The organism is Croceivirga sp. ABH4_376 (assembly GCF_056160685.1).
In genome coordinates, this window is sequence record NZ_JBSWXQ010000002.1 from 20,984 (window position 1) to 42,561 (window position 21,578).

At 34.8% G+C, this 21,578-nt stretch carries 16 protein-coding genes; 10 read left to right on the plus strand and 6 right to left on the minus strand.

The window, feature by feature from the left end; genetic code table 11:
- Nucleotides 1–12 precede the first annotated feature (12 nt).
- From ACXAGS_RS04295 to ACXAGS_RS04310, 4 genes are all read right to left on the minus strand, one after another.
- Nucleotides 13–1,218: an O-antigen ligase family protein gene (locus ACXAGS_RS04295; protein ID WP_474904842.1), complete on the minus strand. Its 1,206-nt coding sequence runs from the start codon at nucleotides 1,216–1,218 to the stop codon at nucleotides 13–15.
- Nucleotides 1,219–1,290: 72 nt separating this feature from the next.
- Nucleotides 1,291–2,232, minus strand: coding sequence for a heparin lyase I family protein (locus ACXAGS_RS04300; RefSeq protein WP_474904844.1), 942 nt, complete (start codon nucleotides 2,230–2,232; stop codon nucleotides 1,291–1,293).
- Between the two features lie 398 nt (nucleotides 2,233–2,630).
- Entirely contained in the window at nucleotides 2,631–3,959 is a 1,329-nt protein-coding gene (locus tag ACXAGS_RS04305; RefSeq protein ID WP_474904846.1) for a UDP-glucose dehydrogenase family protein, read from the minus strand.
- A gap of 76 nt (nucleotides 3,960–4,035) precedes the next feature.
- Entirely contained in the window at nucleotides 4,036–5,058 is a 1,023-nt protein-coding gene (locus ACXAGS_RS04310; RefSeq protein WP_474904847.1) for an NAD-dependent epimerase, read from the minus strand.
- Nucleotides 5,059–5,364: 306 nt separating this feature from the next.
- Here ACXAGS_RS04310 and ACXAGS_RS04315 point away from each other — a divergent pair, with 306 nt between their 5' ends.
- The 4 genes from ACXAGS_RS04315 to ACXAGS_RS04330 are packed head-to-tail and all read left to right on the plus strand — an operon-like array spanning nucleotide 5,365 to nucleotide 11,661.
- Nucleotides 5,365–6,501 carry a DegT/DnrJ/EryC1/StrS family aminotransferase gene (locus tag ACXAGS_RS04315; protein WP_474904848.1) on the plus strand — a complete coding sequence of 379 codons (1,137 nt, stop codon included), beginning with the start codon at nucleotides 5,365–5,367 and terminating at the stop codon, nucleotides 6,499–6,501.
- Nucleotides 6,498–8,441 carry a polysaccharide biosynthesis protein gene (locus tag ACXAGS_RS04320; protein WP_474904850.1) on the plus strand — a complete coding sequence of 648 codons (1,944 nt, stop codon included), beginning with the start codon at nucleotides 6,498–6,500 and terminating at the stop codon, nucleotides 8,439–8,441. The genes ACXAGS_RS04315 and ACXAGS_RS04320 overlap by 4 nt, the downstream gene beginning before the upstream one ends.
- A 26-nt stretch (nucleotides 8,442–8,467) precedes the next feature.
- Nucleotides 8,468–9,238: a polysaccharide biosynthesis/export family protein gene (locus ACXAGS_RS04325; RefSeq protein ID WP_474904852.1), complete on the plus strand. Its 771-nt coding sequence runs from the start codon at nucleotides 8,468–8,470 to the stop codon at nucleotides 9,236–9,238.
- Nucleotides 9,239–9,270: 32 nt separating this feature from the next.
- A complete protein-coding gene (locus tag ACXAGS_RS04330) occupies nucleotides 9,271–11,661 on the plus strand; it encodes a GumC family protein (protein WP_474904853.1) in 2,391 nt (796 codons plus the stop codon).
- Here the strand turns inward: ACXAGS_RS04330 and ACXAGS_RS04335 are convergent.
- On the minus strand, nucleotides 11,658–12,398 hold the full coding sequence (locus ACXAGS_RS04335; RefSeq protein WP_474904855.1) for a tyrosine-protein phosphatase: 741 nt from the start codon (nucleotides 12,396–12,398) through the stop codon (nucleotides 11,658–11,660). The two genes, ACXAGS_RS04330 and ACXAGS_RS04335, sit on opposite strands and share 4 nt — an antisense overlap.
- A gap of 990 nt (nucleotides 12,399–13,388) precedes the next feature.
- On the opposite strand from ACXAGS_RS04335, the gene ACXAGS_RS04340 reads away from it, so the two are divergent.
- Entirely contained in the window at nucleotides 13,389–16,247 is a 2,859-nt protein-coding gene (locus ACXAGS_RS04340) for a glycosyl hydrolase 115 family protein (protein ID WP_474904856.1), read from the plus strand.
- A 109-nt stretch (nucleotides 16,248–16,356) separates the two neighbouring features.
- Here the strand turns inward: ACXAGS_RS04340 and mnmE are convergent, their stop codons facing one another.
- On the minus strand, nucleotides 16,357–17,727 hold the full coding sequence (mnmE, locus tag ACXAGS_RS04345) for a tRNA uridine-5-carboxymethylaminomethyl(34) synthesis GTPase MnmE (protein ID WP_474904857.1): 1,371 nt from the start codon (nucleotides 17,725–17,727) through the stop codon (nucleotides 16,357–16,359).
- Between the two features lie 86 nt (nucleotides 17,728–17,813).
- On the opposite strand from mnmE, the gene ACXAGS_RS04350 reads away from it, so the two are divergent.
- The 5 genes from ACXAGS_RS04350 (at nucleotide 17,814) to ACXAGS_RS04370 (ending at nucleotide 21,549) form a co-directional block, all read left to right on the plus strand.
- Nucleotides 17,814–18,176: a DUF4870 domain-containing protein gene (locus tag ACXAGS_RS04350; protein WP_474904859.1), complete on the plus strand. Its 363-nt coding sequence runs from the start codon at nucleotides 17,814–17,816 to the stop codon at nucleotides 18,174–18,176.
- Nucleotides 18,177–18,236: 60 nt separating this feature from the next.
- Nucleotides 18,237–18,629 (plus strand): hypothetical protein, encoded by a 393-nt coding sequence (locus ACXAGS_RS04355; RefSeq protein WP_474904861.1) that lies wholly within the window; start codon nucleotides 18,237–18,239, stop codon nucleotides 18,627–18,629.
- A gap of 75 nt (nucleotides 18,630–18,704) precedes the next feature.
- Nucleotides 18,705–19,487 carry an MbnP family protein gene (locus ACXAGS_RS04360; RefSeq protein ID WP_474904862.1) on the plus strand — a complete coding sequence of 261 codons (783 nt, stop codon included), beginning with the start codon at nucleotides 18,705–18,707 and terminating at the stop codon, nucleotides 19,485–19,487.
- Nucleotides 19,488–19,541: 54 nt separating this feature from the next.
- The gene (locus ACXAGS_RS04365; RefSeq protein ID WP_474904864.1) at nucleotides 19,542–20,591 is read left to right on the plus strand and encodes a cytochrome-c peroxidase; all 1,050 of its coding nucleotides are present in this window, start codon (nucleotides 19,542–19,544) and stop codon (nucleotides 20,589–20,591) included.
- Nucleotides 20,554–21,549 carry a transporter family protein gene (locus ACXAGS_RS04370; protein WP_474904866.1) on the plus strand — a complete coding sequence of 332 codons (996 nt, stop codon included), beginning with the start codon at nucleotides 20,554–20,556 and terminating at the stop codon, nucleotides 21,547–21,549. The genes ACXAGS_RS04365 and ACXAGS_RS04370 overlap by 38 nt, the downstream gene beginning before the upstream one ends.
- Nucleotides 21,550–21,578 lie beyond the last annotated feature (29 nt).

Sequence of the window (21,578 nt, forward strand, 5' to 3'; positions counted from 1 at the left end):
TAATAAAAGAATTTATTGTTTGACAAGGGTTACTGTTTTATAATATATTCGATTTATAATGCCTACCATAAGGAAAAAGAACATCATTGAGAAAGGGTATTTATAAAACACATATAAATTATTATAAAAGTAAAAGGAAATTAGAAAGAGTAGTAATAATTTATTTATCGGATTATTATGATTATAAATAATTAGTTTTAAACACTTTATTAAAGGTATGAAAAACACCAATGAAAGTAATATCCCACCAAATAATCCTTGTTCTCCTAAAATTTCTATGTAACTATTATGAGAAAATTGTCCAATACCATTCATTTTAGGTATTTGTCCTAAACCCACACCAAAAAATGGTTTTTGTTCAAATAACTCAAAACTTTTTTCAATAAGTAAACCTCTTGAATCCTCTCCAACACTACTTGACTCTATTCGGTTCTTAATTCTGGAATTTTGGTAGAAGGAAATGAATTTGTAAGTGCCGTATATAATTAAAAGTGAAAATATTATAGGTTTCAAAAATTTTAAATATGCTTTATCGCTAGCTGGTTTATGGATAATAACCCAATACGCTAAATTGATAAAAATAATTAAGAATAAGCCCCCTCTTGATTGAGTTACAAATGCTATTATGATAAATAAAACAGGTAATAAAACAAGAAATATTGTTGATAAAAAACTTCTTCTTTTTATATGGAAAAAGAAGAGTGAGATATTTGCAAAGTAGCTAAAATAGGAGTAAGCGTTTGCATTCAAAAGGAACCTATCCCTATAGTCTATTCTTGACGCAAAATCTGTAAAACTAAAATTATCGTTTAAGTACATTATTACTATCAGTAAGATTGCGGCTATAATATATCCGTAAAAGAAATAGTCACTATAATCTTGATTTTTTGTAAACGAAATTGCGATATATGCAGATAGAAAGGCTCCTAAAATTGATTTCAAATCCTTGAGGTAATCCTCATAGTAGGTGTAATAAAAAATAGAAAAAAAACCTCCAAGAAATAGTAAAAAGAAGAAAATTAGCTCTGTATTCCTTTTGTTGAAACTTCTAGAATCTTTATTTACAGCTATTAAAAATAAGCTAGGAATTAGGATTATTGTTGAGATGAAATGTTTGTCTAAATATGGACCTAAGGCAATTAGAAAGACTATTGTTATAATAATGAAACAACCAATTACGTGATTTAATTTGTCTACTGGTATAGTCTTGTTGATCATTTATAATTAGAAGAAAGAAATTAAAAATGTAAAATTACATTTTTAATTTCTTTCTTCTAATTATAATCTAAATTAATCTTCAGGACTCATTTGTTCCAAAGAGCTTTTCCCTTTGACAATTTTAAAACAATCATAATGAACTTCTCCACGTTTATCATTATTACCATAGTAAATACCTATTTTGGAATAATCGAATGGATATTTAATTCCTCCACCATTGTCGTATAAATACACAGTGGGATTATCATGAATATCTAAAATTTTATTATCATTTACCCATATTTCATAATATCCTGTATTATCAGGTGTTAATTTAAAATGCGATACAATATCAATCCATTCACCTATTTGGTAAGGAACAGATACACCTTTCTTTTTTCCCAAAGCTGAAGAACTACCGGGCTTATCATTAACTGAATTTTTATCAGTTGCGGTCCAGAATGTGAGATGTGTATCTGTCATAGTCATTGTAAAAGAATTGCTGCCAGCACTATCTGTCCATCTTGTAGGATTATTTTCTGGAATCGCATGATGTTGCAATGCTATTCTATATCCCCCAACAGGCTCCACAATTTTAATTGAAACAGCGTTCCAATATTCAAATCCCCATTCATAATATTTATTGGAATCATTATTTCTGATGGCAAATTCACTTCTTACTCCACCTGCATTTGCAGTAAACTTAACAGCATATTCTCCTGACCTAGCGTTTCCAACTATTTCTGCGTCATTGGTTTCTCCCCTAAAAGTTCCTGAGGACTCCCACGCAGTTTTACCATTTTCAAAATCCTCAATTACTATAATTTCGCCACTGTTTTGGTTTAGATTATTAGAATCTTGATCATTGTTTGATTCAGCATCATTGTTGGGAATTTCAATTTCAATATCAGGGGCTATTGGTTCTTCTATTACTGACGAAATGAATACATCGTTGTCCTGAGAACAAGAAGAGCAAGAAATTATGACTAAACTGAGATAAATAATAGCTGAAAAATAAGGAATTTTTACTTTCATAACTTAAGGTTAAATACGATTGGGGTTTGCAAGTTTGGGAACTTTAAAAAATGTTTTTGATCTATATTTTTCGACATTAATAGTCTTTTATTCGATTAATGGTAATTCAATAGAATAATTTGATTGCGTTAAAATTACGTTCAAATGAGTCAATATGGTTGTTCATCGATGTTTTTTTCGATGAAATGCATTTATTTTTAACAAACAGGTGATAATCAAGCGGTTTCAAAAACGGTTATCTGGTTAGGTTTCTGGCCCAAGTATAACCTTTGAAGAAGAAGTACGTTTAATAAATGGGTGACAGGGTAATATAATCCCTTACAGATTAGGGAATAGGATATTAAAAAACCCTAGACCGTAAAATCTAGGGTTTGAGTTGTTTAAAAATGAATTAGAAGCTATTTTTTTCCTATCTGGTAATACTCAAAATCCATTTCTTTAAGCATTTGCTCATTATATTGGTTACGGCCGTCAAAAATAACGGCTTGCCTTAGTTGTTTCTTTAACTCCTCAAAATCTGGAGACCTAAACTCTTTCCACTCCGTTAACAAAATCATTGCATCTGCACCATCTAAGGTTTCGTACTTAGCGTTAAAATAGGTTATATTAGGAATGTCTTTTAAGTAAAAATGTTGTGCCTCTTCCATAGCTTTTGGGTCATAGGCATGTATTTTTGCACCTCTTTTAACAAGTTCCTTAATAATGTAGATAGCTGGTGCTTCTCTCATATCATCGGTTTGTGGTTTAAAGGCAAGGCCCCAAACCGCAAAGGTTTTGTTGCTAAGGTCTTCTCCATACTTATTAATGACCTTATTTGCTATTACAAATTTTTGGTCGTCGTTTACATCTTCTACCGCACCAATAATTCTTGCTTTATAACCATGCTCTGCAGCCGTTTTTTTAAGAGCTTTTACATCTTTTGGAAAACAAGAACCGCCATAACCGCTACCTGGATATATAAAACTATACCCTATACGGCTATCAGAACCAATACCGATCCTTACTTTATTTACATCTGCATCTACCAATTCACAAATATTGGCAATCTCGTTCATAAACGATATTTTGGTTGCTAACATGGCATTGGCAACATATTTGGTCATTTCTGCAGAACGCACGTCCATTGTAATTAAACGGTCCATGCTGCTTCTAAAGAAAGGCGAATATAACGCCCTCATTTTTTTGGTAGCGCTCTCATCATCAGAACCTACAACTACACGGTCTGGTTTTAAAAAGTCGTTTATGGCGTCACCTTCCTTCAAAAACTCTGGGTTAGAAACCACATGAAATTCAATTTCAGCATTTCTTTTCTCCAATTCAGCTTGGATAGTTGCTCTAACTTTATCTGCCGTGCCAACAGGAACGGTGGACTTATCTACAACAATTAAAGGTGTAGACATATGCTCACCAATTTCTTTGGCAACTTGCAAAACATATTTTAAATCTGCTGAACCATCTTCTCCCATTGGGGTGCCTACTGCTATAAAAGCGATATCGCAATTAGAAAGGTTATCTTTTAAACTGGTGCTGAACAATAAGGTATTATTGTCTATGTTTCTTTTAACCATAGGTTCTAACCCAGGTTCATAGATAGGAATAATACCATCTTTTAGATTTTGTATCTTATTTTCGTCTACATCTATACAGGTTACTTTGTTCCCCATTTCCGCAAAACAGGTGCCACTAACAAGGCCCACATAGCCAGTTCCGATTACTGTTAAATTCATATTTTAGGTTTAACTATTTTATATTTATTTTGAAAGATGTTAATACAAAAACGTCTATTTCTGTTTTTTATGATATTCAGGGTAATCCATAATAGGTCTTATACCAGGCAACAAATTTAGGTATTCCGTTTGTTATAGGTGTTTTTGGTCTATAACCTATATCTTTTATGGTTTCGTCAATATCTGCCCAGGTGGTAGGAACATCCCCTGGTTGCATGGGGAGCATAAGTTTCTGTGCCTTTTGTCCCAAGCTAGTTTCTATTGTTTTAATAAAATCTAAAAGCTCTACGGGTTGGTTGTTTCCTAGATTGTAAATCTTATATTTATCTTCTCTCGCCGCTTGTTCTTGGTCATTAATGATTTTGTGGACGCCATCCACTATATCCTCTATATAGGTGAAATCTCGTTTTAGCTTTCCATTGTTATAAACGTTAATAGGAACATTTTCTAGAATTGCCTTAGTAAATAAAAAAATTGCCATATCTGGTCTACCCCATGGACCATAGACCGTAAAAAAGCGTAAGCCAGTGGTTTTTATTCCAAATAAATGGCTATAAGTGTATGCCATTAGCTCATTGCTTTTTTTGCTTGCCGCATACAAACTTATTGGATGATCTACGTTATCTGTGGTGCTAAATGGAACTTTTTTGTTTTGACCATATACGCTAGAACTACTTGCATACACTAAGTGGTTAATTTTATAATGCCTACAGCACTCCAAAATATTTAAGAAACCTACAATATTGCTTTCAATATATTTTTCGGGTTTTTCTAAACTATACCTTACACCAGCTTGTGCGGCTAAATTACAGACCTTATCAAAATGATTTCTTGAAAATAATTCAAAAAGAAAATCACGGTCTTCTAAATTGGCCCTAGTAAAAGTTAAGTTTTCATTTAGTTTGCTGGTAGTTTCTAAATGAAACGGTTCTACTTGCTCTTTTTCAAACCCTAATTCCTTTAATCTAGCAAATTTAAGTTGTACTTCATAATAATCGTTGATGTTGTCAAGAGCAACAACCTTATGATTGGCATTTATGAGACTCTTGGTTACATGATACCCAATAAAACCTGCAGCTCCAGTAACAAGGATTTTCATTTTATCGTACGTATTTTACTGTTAATTATAAATAACCCTTTATTCTTTTCAAAAATATACATTCCAATGGCAACAAACCATTAATATTGCAGAATAAAAATAGAGTTTTTAGTTTGGTGACTTATCGGCTTTTTTTGCGTCTTATCTAGAACTACTATTTCTGACCAGATGGTTATGTTTGTAGTTAATCGATTTTATAATGTATTTGCCGAATACTATTTAAAATAATGCAGTTAGGCCGTTTTAACAACTAAATTTATTCTCAATTCTAACTATGGAATTTTAACATTAACCTAAGACCGATAAATGAAAACCACTACAGCAGTTGAAAAGATATGGTTGTCTCCGCCCCATATGGGAGAAAACGAAGAGCGCTATGTAGCAGAGGCCTTCAAGACCAATTGGATAGCACCACTTGGACCTAATGTTCAACAGTTTGAAAATGCCATTGAAAATTTTGTGGCTAATAATACCTACGCCGCATGTCTAAGCTCTGGTACGGCTGCCTTGCATTTGGCTTTAGATTTATTGGGTGTTGGTTTGGGTGACGAAGTTATATGTCAAAGTTTTACGTTTGCAGCTTCTGCCAATCCGATAACTTATTTGGGAGCCAAACCAATTTTTATTGATAGTGAACAAGAAACCTGGAACATTTGTCCAAACCTATTAGAAAAGGCTATTGTAGACAGAATAAGTGCAGGTATTAAGCCTAAAGCTATTGTTGCGGTACATCTTTATGGTATGCCTTACCAGGTAGGGCCAATTCATACCATTTCAGAAAAGTATGATATTCCTATAATAGAAGATAGTGCAGAGGCTTTAGGAAGCACCTATATGGGGAATAGCTGTGGTACATTTGGTGAGATGGGGGTGCTATCTTTTAATGGTAATAAAATCATAACAACATCTGGCGGTGGGGCCTTATTGACCAAGACTAAAGAAAATAAAGAAAGGGCGGTTTTTTTAGCCACACAAGCAAGGGATAACGCACCACATTATCAACATTCCGTTATAGGATACAATTATAGGATGAGTAATGTATTGGCCGGTATTGGAAGGGGGCAAATGGAAGTTTTGGCAGATAGAGTCTCGGCTAGAAGAAATAATTACAATTTTTATAGAAAGGAATTAGGTGAATTATCTGAAATAAGCTTTCTTGAAGAGCCAGAAGGTTTTAGTTGCAATAGGTGGTTAACATGTATTTTGACGCCTAATTACAACATTAGGGAAAAATTGAGATTAGCACTTGAATTAGAAAATATTGAGTCTAGGCCTCTTTGGAAACCAATGCATTTACAGCCAGTTTACAATACTAATCTAGCTTACACCAATGGGGTTAGCGAAGATTTGTTTAATCGTGGTTTGTGTTTGCCTAGTGGATCTAGTCTAACTGAAAAAGACTTAAAACGAATCTGCAATATTCTTAAAAACGTACTTCTATGATTAAGGAATTTTTAAAAGAAAATGGCAGGCGCTACGCTTCAAAATGGACGGTTTTATCAATTGATTTAGCAATTGTAAGTGTTTCATTTATTTTAGCCTATTTAGTTCGATTTAATTTAAGCCTAAATTTTGAGGTGGATAATTTATTGATTCAGCTCCCTATTATCGTAGCATTATTCTTAACTGCATTTTTATTTACCAATAGCTATAAAGGGGTTGTAAGACACACAGGAATTAAGGATGTTTATGCCATATTTAATGCGGTTTGCTTAGGAAGTATTGGAGCTATTGCTACCGTAATGCTTAATAGATACTTTGGAATATTAGATCAGTTTACAATACCCCTTTCCATAATTATCATAAATAGCTTGCTAACATTTTTTGCATTGGCAGCTTCCCGATTTTTATTCAAGGTAGCTTATGAAAGTGTTTTAAAAATGGGGCAGGAGCCGTCCAAAAATATAATTATTTACGGAGCCGGAGAATCGGGCATAATTACTTACAACACCTTAATGAATCATTCTAAGATTGCGGCTAGGGTAATAGGATTTGTAGACGATAATCTAAAAAAAGTAGGTAAACAGATTAATGGGGTTAAAGTATACGACAAAAGTATTTTAACGGAAGATTTTGTCAAGTATAACGCAATAAATGAAGTTATTTTTTCTATCCAAAGCATTAATGCAAAGCAATTAAGAGAATTGGTTAATGAGATAGTAGATTTACCTGTAAAGGTTAAAATTGTACCTCCGGTTGAAGATTGGATCAATGGTGAATTGAAGCTTTCCCAAATCAAAAGAGTACAGATAGAAGATTTATTGGATAGACAACCAATTGAAATAAAAAATAGTAAAGTATCCAAAGACTTTGAAGATAAGGTTATTATAGTTACAGGTGGTGCAGGCTCTATTGGGAGTGAGTTGGTAAGGCAAATATGTAGATACAAATACAGATCTTTAATAGTCATAGACCAGGCAGAATCACCTTTATATGATTTACAACAAGAGTTAAAACAAGCAGGTTTTTTCAATTTTATTCCAATAGTTAGTGACATTCGGGACAAGAATAAAATGAGACAACTTTTTGATGAGTATAAGCCAGATAGAATTTTTCATGCAGCTGCGTACAAACATGTTCCATTGATGGAGCAAGACCCTTATGAAGCTATTAAAATTAATGTAGCCGGCACTAAAACAATAGTAGATTTGGCTTTTGAGTATGCTGTTGAGAAATTTGTTTTTGTTTCCACTGACAAGGCAGTGAACCCTACAAATATAATGGGGGCAACAAAGCGAATTGCTGAGATGTACATTAGTTGTAAACAACAGGAGGGAAAAACTAAGTATATAACAACTCGTTTTGGAAACGTTTTGGGTTCTAATGGTTCTGTTATTCCGTTATTTCGAAAGCAAATAGAAAAGGGAGGCCCTTTAACCGTAACGCACAAAGATATTACTAGATATTTTATGACTATACCAGAAGCCTCTCAATTGGTATTGGAAGCTGGTGCTATGGGTAAAGGTGGTGAGATTTTTATTTTTGATATGGGAGAATCAGTTAAAATTATTGATTTGGCTAAAAACATGATACGTCTATCCGGTTTACACTATCCTAACGATATTGATATTAAAATCACGGGATTAAGACCTGGAGAAAAATTATATGAAGAGTTGTTGGCAAACGGAGAGAATACACTACCAACTTATCATGAAAAGATATTAATTAGTAAAGTAAGGGAAATAGAATACTCAAAAGTGAGAAATTTGATTGATGAACTCTGTGTAGCAAATCTATTTTTTAAAGATAACGTGGTACAATTAATGAAGAATATAGTTCCTGAATTTATTTCCAATAATTCTGATTTTTGTAAATTCGACAAAATCAAAGAACACAATAAAAAAAGCACTTCTGCAATAGAAACAACACTTTACAACAATTAAAAACAAACACTTTAAAGAACACTTAGATGAATTATAAAATACAACTTGTAGGATATCTTTTTTTATTACTACTCGTATTTTCCTGTGCCTCTCCAAAAAATGTAGTCTATTTTCAAGACGCTGGTTCATATGAAACACTGGTTAACGAAAATACCTTTACTTCAAAATTCAAGGTGGATGATTTAGTTAGTATTCACGTTTCTACATTGGATCCGGAAGCCAGCGTGCCTTTTAATTTGTTTAGAGGGGCAGAAGAGGGGATGAGTGGTGTAAGACCTGAACAAGTAAACTATTTGGTAGACAAAAATGGAGAGATTGATTTTCCAGTTATTGGAAAAATTAAGATAGAGGGTCTGTCTCCTAACGAAACACGCGAATTATTAAGGGAAAAATTGAAAGACTATCTTAAAAATCCAATAATAAATATTAGAATTAGAAATTTTACCGTCACCATATTAGGTGCAGTTAATAGACCAGGAACGTATCCTATAAATGGCGAGCAAATAACTATCTTGGAAGCATTAGGCTATGCGGGAGATATTAATATTAAAGGTAGAAGGGATAATGTAATGGTTATTCGAGATTTTGATGGAGCTAAAGTTTACAATAGAATTAATTTGAATGAAAAGAATGCTCTGAAATCACCAGTATACTACCTAACACAAAATGATGTAGTCTATGTAGAACCTAATAAATCTGGGAAAACAGAATCTAGTCTTGATCAACGTGCTACTATTGCCATATCTATTGCATCTGTGTTAATAACATCAACAGTGTTATTACTAACCAGAAATTAATCGCATTTACAACATTATCTTAAATCTGTTTAATGGATTCAAACGAGATTTCTAAAAATACTCTTGATTACAGGGAGTTGGCCAAGCCATATATAAAAAAATGGTATTGGTTTATATTATGTGTGGTAATAGCTTTAATATTAGGAATACTAAAAATTCGCTACACTAATCCTGCCTATGCTATAACCTCTAAAATTCAAATATTAGATGATAACTCTTCGAGCTCTGAATTGGCAGCCTTTACTGAACTTGATTTTTTTGGTGCTGGAGGCAATGAAATTTTAGATGAGATTGAAATTTTAGGAGCAAGATCTAATTTTGTGGAAATTGTTAAGGAATTAGGTCTGAACATTGGAATTACAGAGCTAGGAAATATTAGAGATACAGAGGAATATCTCAATCCTTCATTTAAGGTCAATTTTGTAGCTCCGGATTCTGTGATTTTTAAAGCTGATATCGAGTTGTTTGTAAGTCCAATATCTAAAACATCTTTTGAATATTTTTTAGAGGACGAAAACATTATAAGAAAGCTTTCCTATGGCAATAAAATTAAAACTGTAGCGGGCGATATTATCATTACTCCTAGAATAGAAAAAACTTCGGAACTTATTGGGAGAAATTTCAAAATAAACATAGACCCTCTTTACGAGGTTGCTGAAAAACTTCAATCTAAAGTAACCATAGGCACTATTAATCAACAATCTTCCAAAATAATTAATCTTACTACAGAAGATGAGATAATTCAAAGGGGTAAAGATTTATTAAACATGCTCATATCTAGATTTAATATTAATGCTATAGAAGATAAAAAAGCTATTGCTGATCGTACATCAACTTTTATAAATGACCGAATTGGCGAAATATATGGTGATTTGTCTAATGTAGATGAAAATGCCGAAGAGTTTAAATCTGGTAAGGGAATTGCTGATATAGCAACCCAAACAAGTGTTAATTTAAATCTAGGGGCCAATAGTCAGCAAGAGTTGCAAAATGCCTCTGTGCAGTTAGACATAGCGTCTAGCATGAAGGATTTACTTGATGCTCAGGAAGGTTACGAATTATTGCCTGCTAATGTGGGAATTGCAGACCCGACTATTGCTACTACTACTGCAAGATATAATGAATTGGCCTTGCAACGTAAGCGACTTTTAGAAAGTTCAAATGAAAAGAACCCTATAATAGTAAATTTAGATCAGCAATTGGATGGTTTAAAACGCAGCATGAAATCTAGTCTAAATAGCGTTGAAAATAATTTGAGTCTACAGGTTAATAGTTTAAGTAGCCAGTTATCCAAAATAAATTCTAGGATTTATTCTGCTCCTAAAAACGAGCGTGCGTTAAGAGATATTACTAGGCAGCAGCAAACAATTGAATCCCTATATCTATATTTACTGCAAAAACGAGAAGAATCTCAAATAACATTTGCCTCAGCTACGCCTAAATCTAAAGTAATTGATAAAGCCTATCTAATCAGCAATGATCCAATAAAACCTAAAAAAGCACTTGTTTTATTGGCTGCATTTATTTTAGGGATTTTAATTCCATTTTCAATAATCTATCTAAATGAATTAATAGACAATAAAATTCATAATAAACTTGATTTGGAGGGTTTAGGTGGTAATATTCCCGTAATGGTAGAAGTTCCAAAAGTAGCTAAAGGTGATTCAAAATTAGTTCAAAAAGACGATAGGTCGGTGCTTTCTGAATCTTTACGAATTTTAAGGACAAATCTTAATTATGTACAGAAATCTCAAAAAGTAAATCCAGATAATATTTTTTATGTTACTTCAAGTGTTCCGGGAGAAGGAAAAACGTTTATATCCTCAAATTTATCGGCAATTTATGCTAGTACGGGTAAAAAAGTTTTGCTTATAGGTGCGGATATTAGAAGTCCAAAAATACATGAGTTCTTTTCTCCTGATAAGGATTCGCAATTCTTTTTATCTAATTCGACCAATCAAATAGAAAATGGTTTGACAGAATTTTTAATAAACCAAGATTTAGCTGTTTCTGATATTATTACACCGGTAAATGTAAACGACTACGATATAGATATAATTTTTTCAGGTAAAATTCCACCAAATCCAACTGAACTATTAATGAATGATAGGCTTGGGGAATTGTTTCAAGAAGTTTCTAAGAGTTATGACTACGTTATTGTAGACACAGCACCAATGATGGTAGTCACGGATACTGTGCTTATTAGTGAATATGCTAGTCAAATTCTGTACGTTGTAAAAGCAGATTCTACTGAGAAGAAAGTTATAGATTTTCCAAAAAAATTAAAACAAGAAGGTAAGTTAAATGGGCTTTCTTTTATAGTGAATAATGTAAAGCAATCTGAATTGGGTTACGGCGGAAAGTACGGATATGGCTATGGACAGGAAGTTAAGCCATGGTGGAAATTTTACTCCAAATCCTAATAAAAAGTATTTATGGTATTATGAATTAAGCAATCAATTTGATTGCTTTTTTTATGGCTTAATGTAATTTTTTTTAACCCATCTACATGTCGCATGTGATGTACATCGGAGCCAATAAAATCAATTAAATTGTTATCTAAAAGGTAATAAGCAATTTTTTGAATTTCTTTACCGTAATAACCACTTAAAGACAACATATTCAGTTGTAATTTTATTCCATTTTCTTTAAAGCGATGAAACACCCTTGGGCTTTTATGAAAATATAAATAACGTTCAGGATGCGCCAGAATAGGAAAAATTTGCTTGGACTTAATTTTTTCTACAGCCGCATCAAAGTTAATACTTGGTTGTAAGTAGGACATTTCAATCAGCAAATAATTATCGCTTAATCTTACTATTTCATCTTTTGATAGAAGATTCTCAAAATTATCGTCTATCATATGTTCTGCAGCAAACTTTAGCCGTAGATTAGATAATTCATTTTCGTTTATAGCTACCTTTAATAGGTCATAAGCTTTATTAATACTGGCTCTATCATTGTCATGGTAATTATGCATAATATGTGGAGTACAAACGAATGATTTTACTCCAAATTCGTTCAGACTTTTGAGTAAAGCAATAGCTTCTCCTACGCTTTTAGCACCATCATCAATTCCAGGTAATATATGATTGTGTATGTCTACAAATCCATTTAGTAAATCAACCAAGTATTGTTTTTTGGAAAAAAAACTGAACATACTAGAATTTTTGGCAAATGTAAGCTTTGTTCAATAAAATTTTTTGCTCAAATTAAATTTATGAATTTTGGTTAAACTCTAAAAAGTTGATGGTTGTATAATAAGCAATTGAATAAGGTATGAGTTCTATCTGAAAAAAGTTTCTTGAATTTAGAAAGATAGATAAAATAGATATAGCTCTTTCCTTTAGGTCGAGCGCAGTGGAGACTTAGTCTTAGTTATAAGTTAGAAGTTATGAGTTAATAGTTACAATTTAAAAGTACGGAGTATTAAGTAAAGAGTGTTTAGCACAAAGTACCATTTATTGCGTAATACTGAACTTGTTTCAGCATCTTTTATTAAGTTAGAAGTTAAGAGTACAAAGCACTATTAAATAATTGCGCTATGTCATTTCGATAAGAGTAGCAGTGCTACGACTGAGAAATCTGCTAAAAAAACAAATACAAGTGCTCCCTTCAGTAAGGGGAGCTGTCCGCAGGACTGAGGGGTCTGTTTTTCCAGTTATAAGATATTAGTTAATAGTTATAAGAAAGGAGTATTAAGTAAAAAGTGTTAAGTACAAAGTGGTTTGTGTTTCGTCATACTGAACTTGTTTCAGCATCTTAGTTTTTAGTTAATAGTTGTTAGTTAAAAGTACAATGCACTATAAAATACTTGCGCTATGTCATTTCGATAAGAGTAGCAGCGCTACGACTGAGAAATCTCTTTAGGAGTAAAAATTAAAAAGTAGTAAGTACTAAGATTTGCCGTCATGCTGAACTTATTTCAGCTTATTCTGTTTTAAAAGTAAAGTCCACAGGCTAATTATATGCAATCGATTGCACAAATAAAGAAAAAGCTTATATTTACTATAGGTATTAATTACACCTTTGATTGATTTTAACTGTTGGCACCACGAGTTTAAACTGCAATAAAACAAAAAACCAATACACTTGGGTGTCTAAAATTAAAATCATCTTAAACCATAACTAAAAACAAACTTTTCGCACCATGTTAAGCTGCAAAAAAATCGTAATTCTGCTGGTTGTCATCGCCAATTTCTATCAACTCACAGCACAGAGCACTACTTCCCAAACGGAAGAATTTCAACTATTTTATCAAAACAAAGTAGCTCCAATTATTGTTGATAAAGCGGATGCAGAAACAGTACTTACGGCGGCCAATCATTTGGTAAAAGATATAGCATCCGTAACAGGTAAGACACCCCGATTATTTTATAAAAAAACTACAGGTAAAACGGCAATCTTAATTGGAAGTTTGAAAAGTCCGCTAATTCAAGAATTGATAAAAACAAACAAAATTAAAGTAAACGATATTGAGGGCGAATGGGAACGTTTTAAGCTACTAACGATCGTAAATCCATGGAAAGGGTTGGACACGGCACTGGTAATAGTGGGGAGCGATAGAAGGGGTACGGCTTACGGAGTATTTGAACTTTCTAAACGCATAGGTGTTTCCCCATGGTATTGGTGGGCAGATGTACCTATTGCAAAACAAGCTCAAGTGGTGTTTAAAAATCTAAATTATACCAGTAAGGCTCCATCCGTAAAATATAGGGGTGTTTTTCTTAATGATGAGGATTGGGCGCTAAAGCCATGGGCCAGTAAATTAATGGACCCTGAAATTGGGGATATTGGCCCAAATACCTATGCAAAGGTTTGCGAACTTTTACTGCGATTAAAAGCAAATATGTTGGCCCCGGCCATGCATGAGGTTACCGGAGCTTTTTATAAGTATCCCGAAAATAAAATAGTAACGGACCGTTATGGAATTCTTATGACCACCAGCCATGCAGAGCCTTTGCTTTACAATAACACCACGGAATGGGATAAACAAAAGAATGGAGAATGGGATTATGTGACCAATAAAGATGGTGTACTGGCCGTAATGGATGCCCGTGTACAAGAAGCGGCCCCATTTGAGAATATTTACACCGTGGGAATGCGGGGTATACACGATACGGGTATGAAAGAGGTTCCAGAAGGGTACACTAAAGCGGGAGTTTTGGAACAAGTAATTAGAGAGGAACGTACTATTTTGCAGAAACATATTCAAAAAGAACCAGAGGCTATTCCTCAAATATTTGTGCCCTACAAAGAGGTATTGGATATTTATAAAAGCGGCATGCAATTACCAGAAGATGTTACCATTGTATGGCCAGACGATAATTACGGATACATCAAAAAACTAAGTAATCCATCAGAAGCGAAACGCAAAGGCGGAATTGGGGTTTACTATCATATTTCTTATTTAGGTTCACCCAATGACTACCTCTGGCTTAATACCACCCCGCCGGCCTTAATGTTAGAAGAAATGGGTAAGGCTTACCAAACAGGAGCAGATACGTATTGGTTGCTTAATGTAGGCGATATAAAACCTGGGGAATTAGGAATGCAACTGTTTTTGGAGATGGCATGGGATGTTTCCGCTTTTGACTTTGAAAATAGTAATGATAAAATTCCAACCTATTTGGGCGAGCTGTTTGGAGCGCATTACCAAGAGGACTTTAAGCAAATTTTTACGGAATATTTTAACCTTGGTTTTGAACGTAAACCAGAATACATGGCATGGGACTGGCGCTGGAACAGTTTGGATGCCAAAGAAAACATAAGGGATACCGAGTTTTCTTTTCAGAATTATAACGAAGCGGAGACGCGCTTAAAACGATACAATACTATTGCAACTAAGGTAAAATCTATTTATAATGCTATTCCAAAGGACCTGAAACCAGCCTATTATCAGTTGGTTCTCTATCCGGTGGTAGCGGCACATTTGGTAAACCATAAAATGCTTTTGGCCCAAAAAAACAGGTGGTATGCGCAGCAAGGTAGGGCGGCAACCAATAATTTGGTAGATAAGGTTAAAATGTACGACGATAGTTTAGGGCTAATTACCAAAGCATATAACGGTTTAAGTAACGGGAAATGGCAGGGCATGATGACCGCACCAGACCGTTTACCAGAGTTGCAAATGCCATCCATGGAAACCATTTCACTTTTAGATGAACCGGCATTTTCACTTTTTATACCTAATGGAAATACCAATAATGGTTTTTATGTATTGCCAAAATTTTATCGCAGTACCCAAAAATCGCACACCATAGAAATTTTTAATAAATCTAAGCAACCCCTTATCTGGCAAGTTGTAAGTGCACCGGAATGGGTAAAAATTACTAAAACGAAAGGAAAAACCATTCTAGAAGAACAGATAGCTGTTGAAATAGACTGGGCCAAAATTCCAGATGAACGTTTCCTTAAGGGAGAAATCAAATTTATTTTGAATGGTAAGGAGGAAAGTGTTTTACTCGCTGTGGACAATAAAAAAGCGCCAGATGGGGTATTGTATGCAGAAGATAATGGTGTCGTAAGTATTAATCCTGCAAAATTTTCACGAAAAGAGGAAAAGAATGGGGCTAAGGTAGCTGTGATTGATGGTTTAGGTTATTTAGGAGCTTCGGTACAGTTGGGTAGTGTAACGGATAAGGGTTGGGCAAATACCTCTGTAGCTTATGATTTTTATTCGGATAAAGCTGGCTATGTAACGGTGTATACTTATGCCTTACCGGTTTTTGGAAAAGATGAAGTTACGGGCACACGCTATGGCGTTCAAATAGATAATAGCCCTATACATTGGGAAGCTACAGCTTCTGAAGAATATTCGTTTGAATGGCAGAGTAACGTAATCCGTAATGCAGCTATCAATACCAGTAAAATTTGGATTCCCAAACCGGGTAAACATACGTTAAAGTTAGTGGGTGGTAATCCGGGAATGGTAATCCAAAAAGCAGTTATTGATTTTGGGGGATTGCAGGCATCTTACAAAGGTCCGGCACCTACATATAAAAAATAGTTTTAGTGAGATAGTTTAGTTTTTAGTTAGAAAGGCTCTCATGGATTTGAGAGCTTTTCTTTTGTGGTAATGTTTTAACTAACAGATAATCGTGTATTCATTAGCAAGCCTACTTCCCGATACAGAAATTGGAAAAAATATTACCCAACAATTCATCATTGGTAACTTGGCCGGTTATCTCGCCTAAATGGTATAAAGCTTCCCGGATATCAATAGCTACTAGATCGCTGCTTAGCCCCATGTCCATACCTTCTTTTACCTTGGTAATTTCTTCTAGTGCTTTAAGTAAAGAATCATAATGCCTACTATTACTTACAATAGTATTGTTATTACCCAATTGCCCTTTTACGGTTAGGTCTAGAAGCATGTCTTGTAACTCTTTGAGACCCGTGCCGGTTTTGGCAGATAATAATAGGGCCTCTGGTAACCGTTCTTTTAAATTGGTTTTTTCAGATTCCTTAAGGTTTTCGGCCTTATTGGCTAGCACTAGAATCCGTTTGTGTGGAAATTTATCTTGTAACAGTTTAATTTCTGCCAGTTTATCTTTACCGGCTTCAAACAAATAGAGCACCACTTGTGCTTTTTCAATTTTTTCAAAAGCACGTTGTATCCCTATTTTTTCTACATGGTCTTCCGTTTCTCGTATGCCCGCGGTATCTATAAACCGAAAAGTAACCCCACCAACTGCTATTTGGTCCTCAACCGTATCTCTAGTAGTGCCGGGAATATCACTTACAATAGCCCTTTCTTCGTTTAACAAAGCATTAAGCAGGGTAGATTTACCCACATTAGGTTCGCCTACAATAGCTACGGGTATCCCTTCTTTTAAAACATTACCCAAGGCAAAAGAATCAATAAGCCCTTTTAAAACTTCGGTAATACGATTTAATAAATTTAAGAATTGGGTGCGATCCGCAAATTCAACGTCTTCTTCGGAAAAATCCAATTCTAACTCTATTAAAGAGGCAAAATTTAATAGTTCTTCCCGTAGTTCTTGTATTTGGTTGCTAAAACCACCACGCATTTGCTGTAAGGCAATTTCGTGGCTTGCCTTGCTGTCCGAAGCAATTAAATCTGCCACGGCTTCTGCTTGGCTCAAATCCATTTTACCATTTAAAAAAGCGCGTAGCGTAAATTCGCCCTCAGTGGCCATGCGGCAGCCCTTTTTTAAAAATAGCTGTATTATTTGTTGTTGTATATACATAGAGCCATGACAAGAAATTTCTATAACATGTTCTCCCGTGTAAGAGTTTGGTCCCTTAAAAATGGATACCAATACTTGATCTAACGTTTTATCACCATCCTTAACGTATCCAAGGTGTATGGTATGGCTTTTTTGGGTAGTTAGTCTTTTTTTATGGATAGATTGAAAATGGGCATCTACCCATTCAATTGCTTGTGGTCCAGAAATACGTATTACGGCAATGGCACCCATTCCAGAAGGGGTAGCCAAGGCAATTATGGTATCGTCATATAACATATTGCAAAAGTACAAATTAGAGGCGGGCTGTAACATTTTAAAACAAATTGCGTCACATAGGTGTATTCATCAATAAATCAATCAAAATGACAATTACACAAACAAGGGCAATGCGTAAGGATAATACGTTATTGGCCATAACACATTTAAGTCAGTTATTGCATTACGTAACCGGATTTGGCGGTTTTATAGTACCGTTAATTCTATGGTTGGCATCTAAGAACGATGTTGAAGGTATGGACGCGCATGGTAAATCCATTATCAACTTTCAATTAAGTATGCTACTGTACATATTTATAAGCATACCGGCCATACTTTTATTTGGTCTGGGTATTTTATCCTTAATTTTTGTTGGGATATTAGGTTTTGTGTTGCCTATTGTAAATGCGGTAAAAGCTGCCAATGGCGAAGCACCTAGTCAGTTCTTGACTATCCGTTTCATCGGTTAGGCAAAATAAGTTTGCGCCAAATATTTTTTATAACCTAAATACCTCCTAATTTTGTGTCCAATGGGAGCGGTAAAAAAGTATTTGGCCATTTTCTTCTTAGTTGCTTTTGCCTTAAGGCCCGCTTACTTTGTAGGTTATTTTTCCTATTTTCAATTCAATATTGATTTTTTTATAGAGAACTATTGTATTAACAAAGAACGGCCAGAGCTAAAATGTAATGGTAAATGTTACCTTATGGAGCAGCTAGCTGCTGCTGATCAAAGCAAAAAAGAGCAACAGGCAGATCATGCTGTTCTATCATTACTAGAAGCTTTTGTTCCCTTATTTGTACCACAGGAATATAGCGTTAAGCTAGACAAGCAAACTTTCACAAAAGTATTGAACAACCACTTTAAAGAAGACATGTGGGAACAATATGCAGGTACGCCCAATTTAAGACCTCCAATAAGTTAAAACTTTCTTTCCATTTATTTTTTAGGCTTTTAGTACTAGCCTTAAATAGTACTTTTTACATATAAAAACAGTTAAATGAAAGTTTTAAAATATGCGGCATTTTGTATGCTGTTAACTATTGGTATGTCTTGTAGTAATGATGATGACAAGTTAGACCAAATAACAGGTGAAGGCACCTTAAAAATTGAATTTGATAATGCCTATGCTGGTTCTGATTTGTTATTGGGAACCGCCTACCCAGGAAATGGTACCGAACGCTTAACTATAGAAACCTTTAAATACATTGTGAGTAACATAAGTCTTACGCAAGAAGACGGTACGGTATTTACCTATCCAAAAGACGAATCTCTTTTTGTTATTGATGAATCTGATAACGCTTCTCGCTTTATTTCACTACCCAATGTACCAGCTGGTAACTACACCAAAATTACCTTTGGTATTGGGGTAGACCAAGAAAAATACCTTCAGGGTGCAGAGGGGCAGGGCGATTTTTTAGCGATTGCAACAGATGCAGGTATGCTATGGTCTTGGCAAGCAGGTTATAAGTTTATTCGTTATGAAGGAAGTTTTAGTTCTGATAACAGTACAGAAGAAACCGCTTTTGCCATACACATGGGGAGCCATGGTACCGCATTGGATAATTATAAGGAAATTACCCTTGATTTACCGGTTTCTGCCAAATTGCGAACCGATATAACTCCAGAAATTCATGTAGTTGCAGATTTGGCAGGCGTTTTAAATGCAGAAACAATCTTGTATTTGGCAGATAAGGCGCAAATCCATGTAGATCCTGTTAAGTCGCCACAAATAGCGGTGAATACTTCAAAAATCTTCACGGTAGACCACGTGCATAACTAAAGAATAAAACCTTCCCTTTGCTACTAACAAAGGGAAGGTAAAATACGTATTGCAATGCAAAAGTGGATTGTACTCTCAGCGGTTATTGGGCTTATCATAGGGTGCCAAAACAACGCTGAAAAAGAATATATAACGGTACCAACACCAATGGAACTTTCTGTACCCACTAACTTTCCTGAGGTTGCTTACAATTTGGAGGCAAACCCTTTGACCGAGGAAGGTTTTGAATTGGGAAAGAAACTATTCTATGATGGAAGATTATCTTCTACCGGTGTTATTAGCTGTGGTTTTTGCCATGAACAAGCGTTTTCTTTTACGCATCATGGGCATACGGTGAGTCATGGAGTTAATGGTTTGGAGGGATTTAGAAATGCACAACCCTTACATAATCTTGCCTTTTTTAATGAATTTACGTGGGATGGTGCTGCTATTCATTTAGACCTACAACCAATAATTCCTATTACAAGTGAGGTTGAAATGAACGAGCGTTTACCTAACGTACTTTCTAAGTTAAAGGCAGATAAAGATTACCCTAAGTTATTTACCAAAGCCTTTGGAGATGATGCGATAAATAGTGAACGATTATTGAAAGTGCTATCCCAATTTATGCTACAAATGGTTTCTGGTAACAGTAGATATGATAAATACAACAGGGGAGAAGGCGAAATGCTAACGGACAAAGAATTGGCCGGATTAGAGACCTTTAGACAAAAATGTGCTAATTGCCATGCAGGCGAATTATTTACGGACCAAAGCTACAGGAACAATGGATTACCCATAAACCCAAATTTTCCTGAGGAAGAAGGCCGAAAAAGAGTAAGTGGGTTTCAAGACGATTTTTACAAATTTAGGGTGCCTAGTTTAAGGAATATAGAGCTAACATTTCCTTATATGCATGATGGTAGGTTTGGGACCTTGGAAGCGGTATTGGATTTTTATGCCAATGGTATGGTTACCAATGGTACTATAGACCCAAGCTTAATAGACGGTAGCGGAAATTTAGGTATACCCTTGTCAACTACTGAAAAGGAAAATATAATCGCATTTTTAAAAACATTAACGGATAATGAATTTATTGAAGACAAACGATTTGCGGAGTTTTAACCTCTTGTTCTGTTTTATTTTAGTAGGATTTATGGCAAATGCCAATCCTTGTCCGGAACCTTTGGGTACGTATAAATTTGAGTGCGACTTCTGTGGCTGTGCAACAACCGGAGGTAATTTTGGATTTGGGACGCTGGGTAACACCAATTTTATAGGGGTACGTTATAGCTACCAACAATTTGAATCTAAGGATGGTATTTTTGAGAATAGTCCTACCAGTCAGGAACATTTTAATACCTATCAAGTATGGGCTAAAATACCAATTGCCTCTAATTTTCATATTACGGCAACGGTACCTTACCAAGATTTAAATAGGGAGTTTACTGACCGTATGGAGCAATTAAACGGACTAGGGGACATTAGCTTCATTGGTTGGTATACCTTAAATTTTAAAAAGGACCAAATCCAAGATGAGGAGGCAGATTCAAATAAGATTGTTATGCCAGAATACTCAGGTCATTCATTAAGGTTTGGAATAGGTATAAAACTACCAACGGGAGAATTTGAACAAGTTCTTACGGAAAGGGTAAATCCAGGTTTTCAATTGGGAACCGGTAGTACTGACGCTATTTTTTCTGTGGGCTATAGTTATAGCAAGAAAATGTTTGGGGTAAACGCTACAGCAAGCTACTTTTTAAAAGGTGAAAACAGGAACGAGTATCGGTTTGGAGACCAACTCAGCTATAATGCTAAGGTGTTTAATGGTTTTTTGGTAGGCACAAACGTATTAGCTCCCTTTGTGGGGTTTAGTGGCGATTTTTTCCAAAAAATAGAACAGTACGGAGACCAATTGCCAGATACCAATGGGTATATGCACTTGGGTACAATAGGGGCAGAGTTGAGTTTGAAAAGATTGGTTTTAGGTGCAGATATTGGTATTCCCTTACGCCAAGAATTATTTGCAGACGATGTGAAAATTAAACAACGTTTGTTGTTTTACTTGAATTACAACTTATAGGTTAAAGCAAAAAACCACCGTTTTCACGG

Coding starts and splice junctions, on each gene's coding strand:
- ACXAGS_RS04295 (WP_474904842.1), bottom strand. CDS start 1,218: ATGATCAACAAGACTATACCAGTAGACAAATTAAATCACGTAATTGGT.
- ACXAGS_RS04300 (WP_474904844.1), bottom strand. CDS start 2,232: ATGAAAGTAAAAATTCCTTATTTTTCAGCTATTATTTATCTCAGTTTA.
- ACXAGS_RS04305 (WP_474904846.1), bottom strand. CDS start 3,959: ATGAATTTAACAGTAATCGGAACTGGCTATGTGGGCCTTGTTAGTGGC.
- ACXAGS_RS04310 (WP_474904847.1), bottom strand. CDS start 5,058: ATGAAAATCCTTGTTACTGGAGCTGCAGGTTTTATTGGGTATCATGTA.
- ACXAGS_RS04315 (WP_474904848.1), top strand. CDS start 5,365: ATGAAAACCACTACAGCAGTTGAAAAGATATGGTTGTCTCCGCCCCAT.
- ACXAGS_RS04320 (WP_474904850.1), top strand. CDS start 6,498: ATGATTAAGGAATTTTTAAAAGAAAATGGCAGGCGCTACGCTTCAAAA.
- ACXAGS_RS04325 (WP_474904852.1), top strand. CDS start 8,468: ATGAATTATAAAATACAACTTGTAGGATATCTTTTTTTATTACTACTC.
- ACXAGS_RS04330 (WP_474904853.1), top strand. CDS start 9,271: ATGGATTCAAACGAGATTTCTAAAAATACTCTTGATTACAGGGAGTTG.
- ACXAGS_RS04335 (WP_474904855.1), bottom strand. CDS start 12,398: ATGTTCAGTTTTTTTTCCAAAAAACAATACTTGGTTGATTTACTAAAT.
- ACXAGS_RS04340 (WP_474904856.1), top strand. CDS start 13,389: ATGTTAAGCTGCAAAAAAATCGTAATTCTGCTGGTTGTCATCGCCAAT.
- mnmE (WP_474904857.1), bottom strand. CDS start 17,727: ATGTTATATGACGATACCATAATTGCCTTGGCTACCCCTTCTGGAATG.
- ACXAGS_RS04350 (WP_474904859.1), top strand. CDS start 17,814: ATGACAATTACACAAACAAGGGCAATGCGTAAGGATAATACGTTATTG.
- ACXAGS_RS04355 (WP_474904861.1), top strand. CDS start 18,237: ATGGGAGCGGTAAAAAAGTATTTGGCCATTTTCTTCTTAGTTGCTTTT.
- ACXAGS_RS04360 (WP_474904862.1), top strand. CDS start 18,705: ATGAAAGTTTTAAAATATGCGGCATTTTGTATGCTGTTAACTATTGGT.
- ACXAGS_RS04365 (WP_474904864.1), top strand. CDS start 19,542: ATGCAAAAGTGGATTGTACTCTCAGCGGTTATTGGGCTTATCATAGGG.
- ACXAGS_RS04370 (WP_474904866.1), top strand. CDS start 20,554: ATGAATTTATTGAAGACAAACGATTTGCGGAGTTTTAACCTCTTGTTC.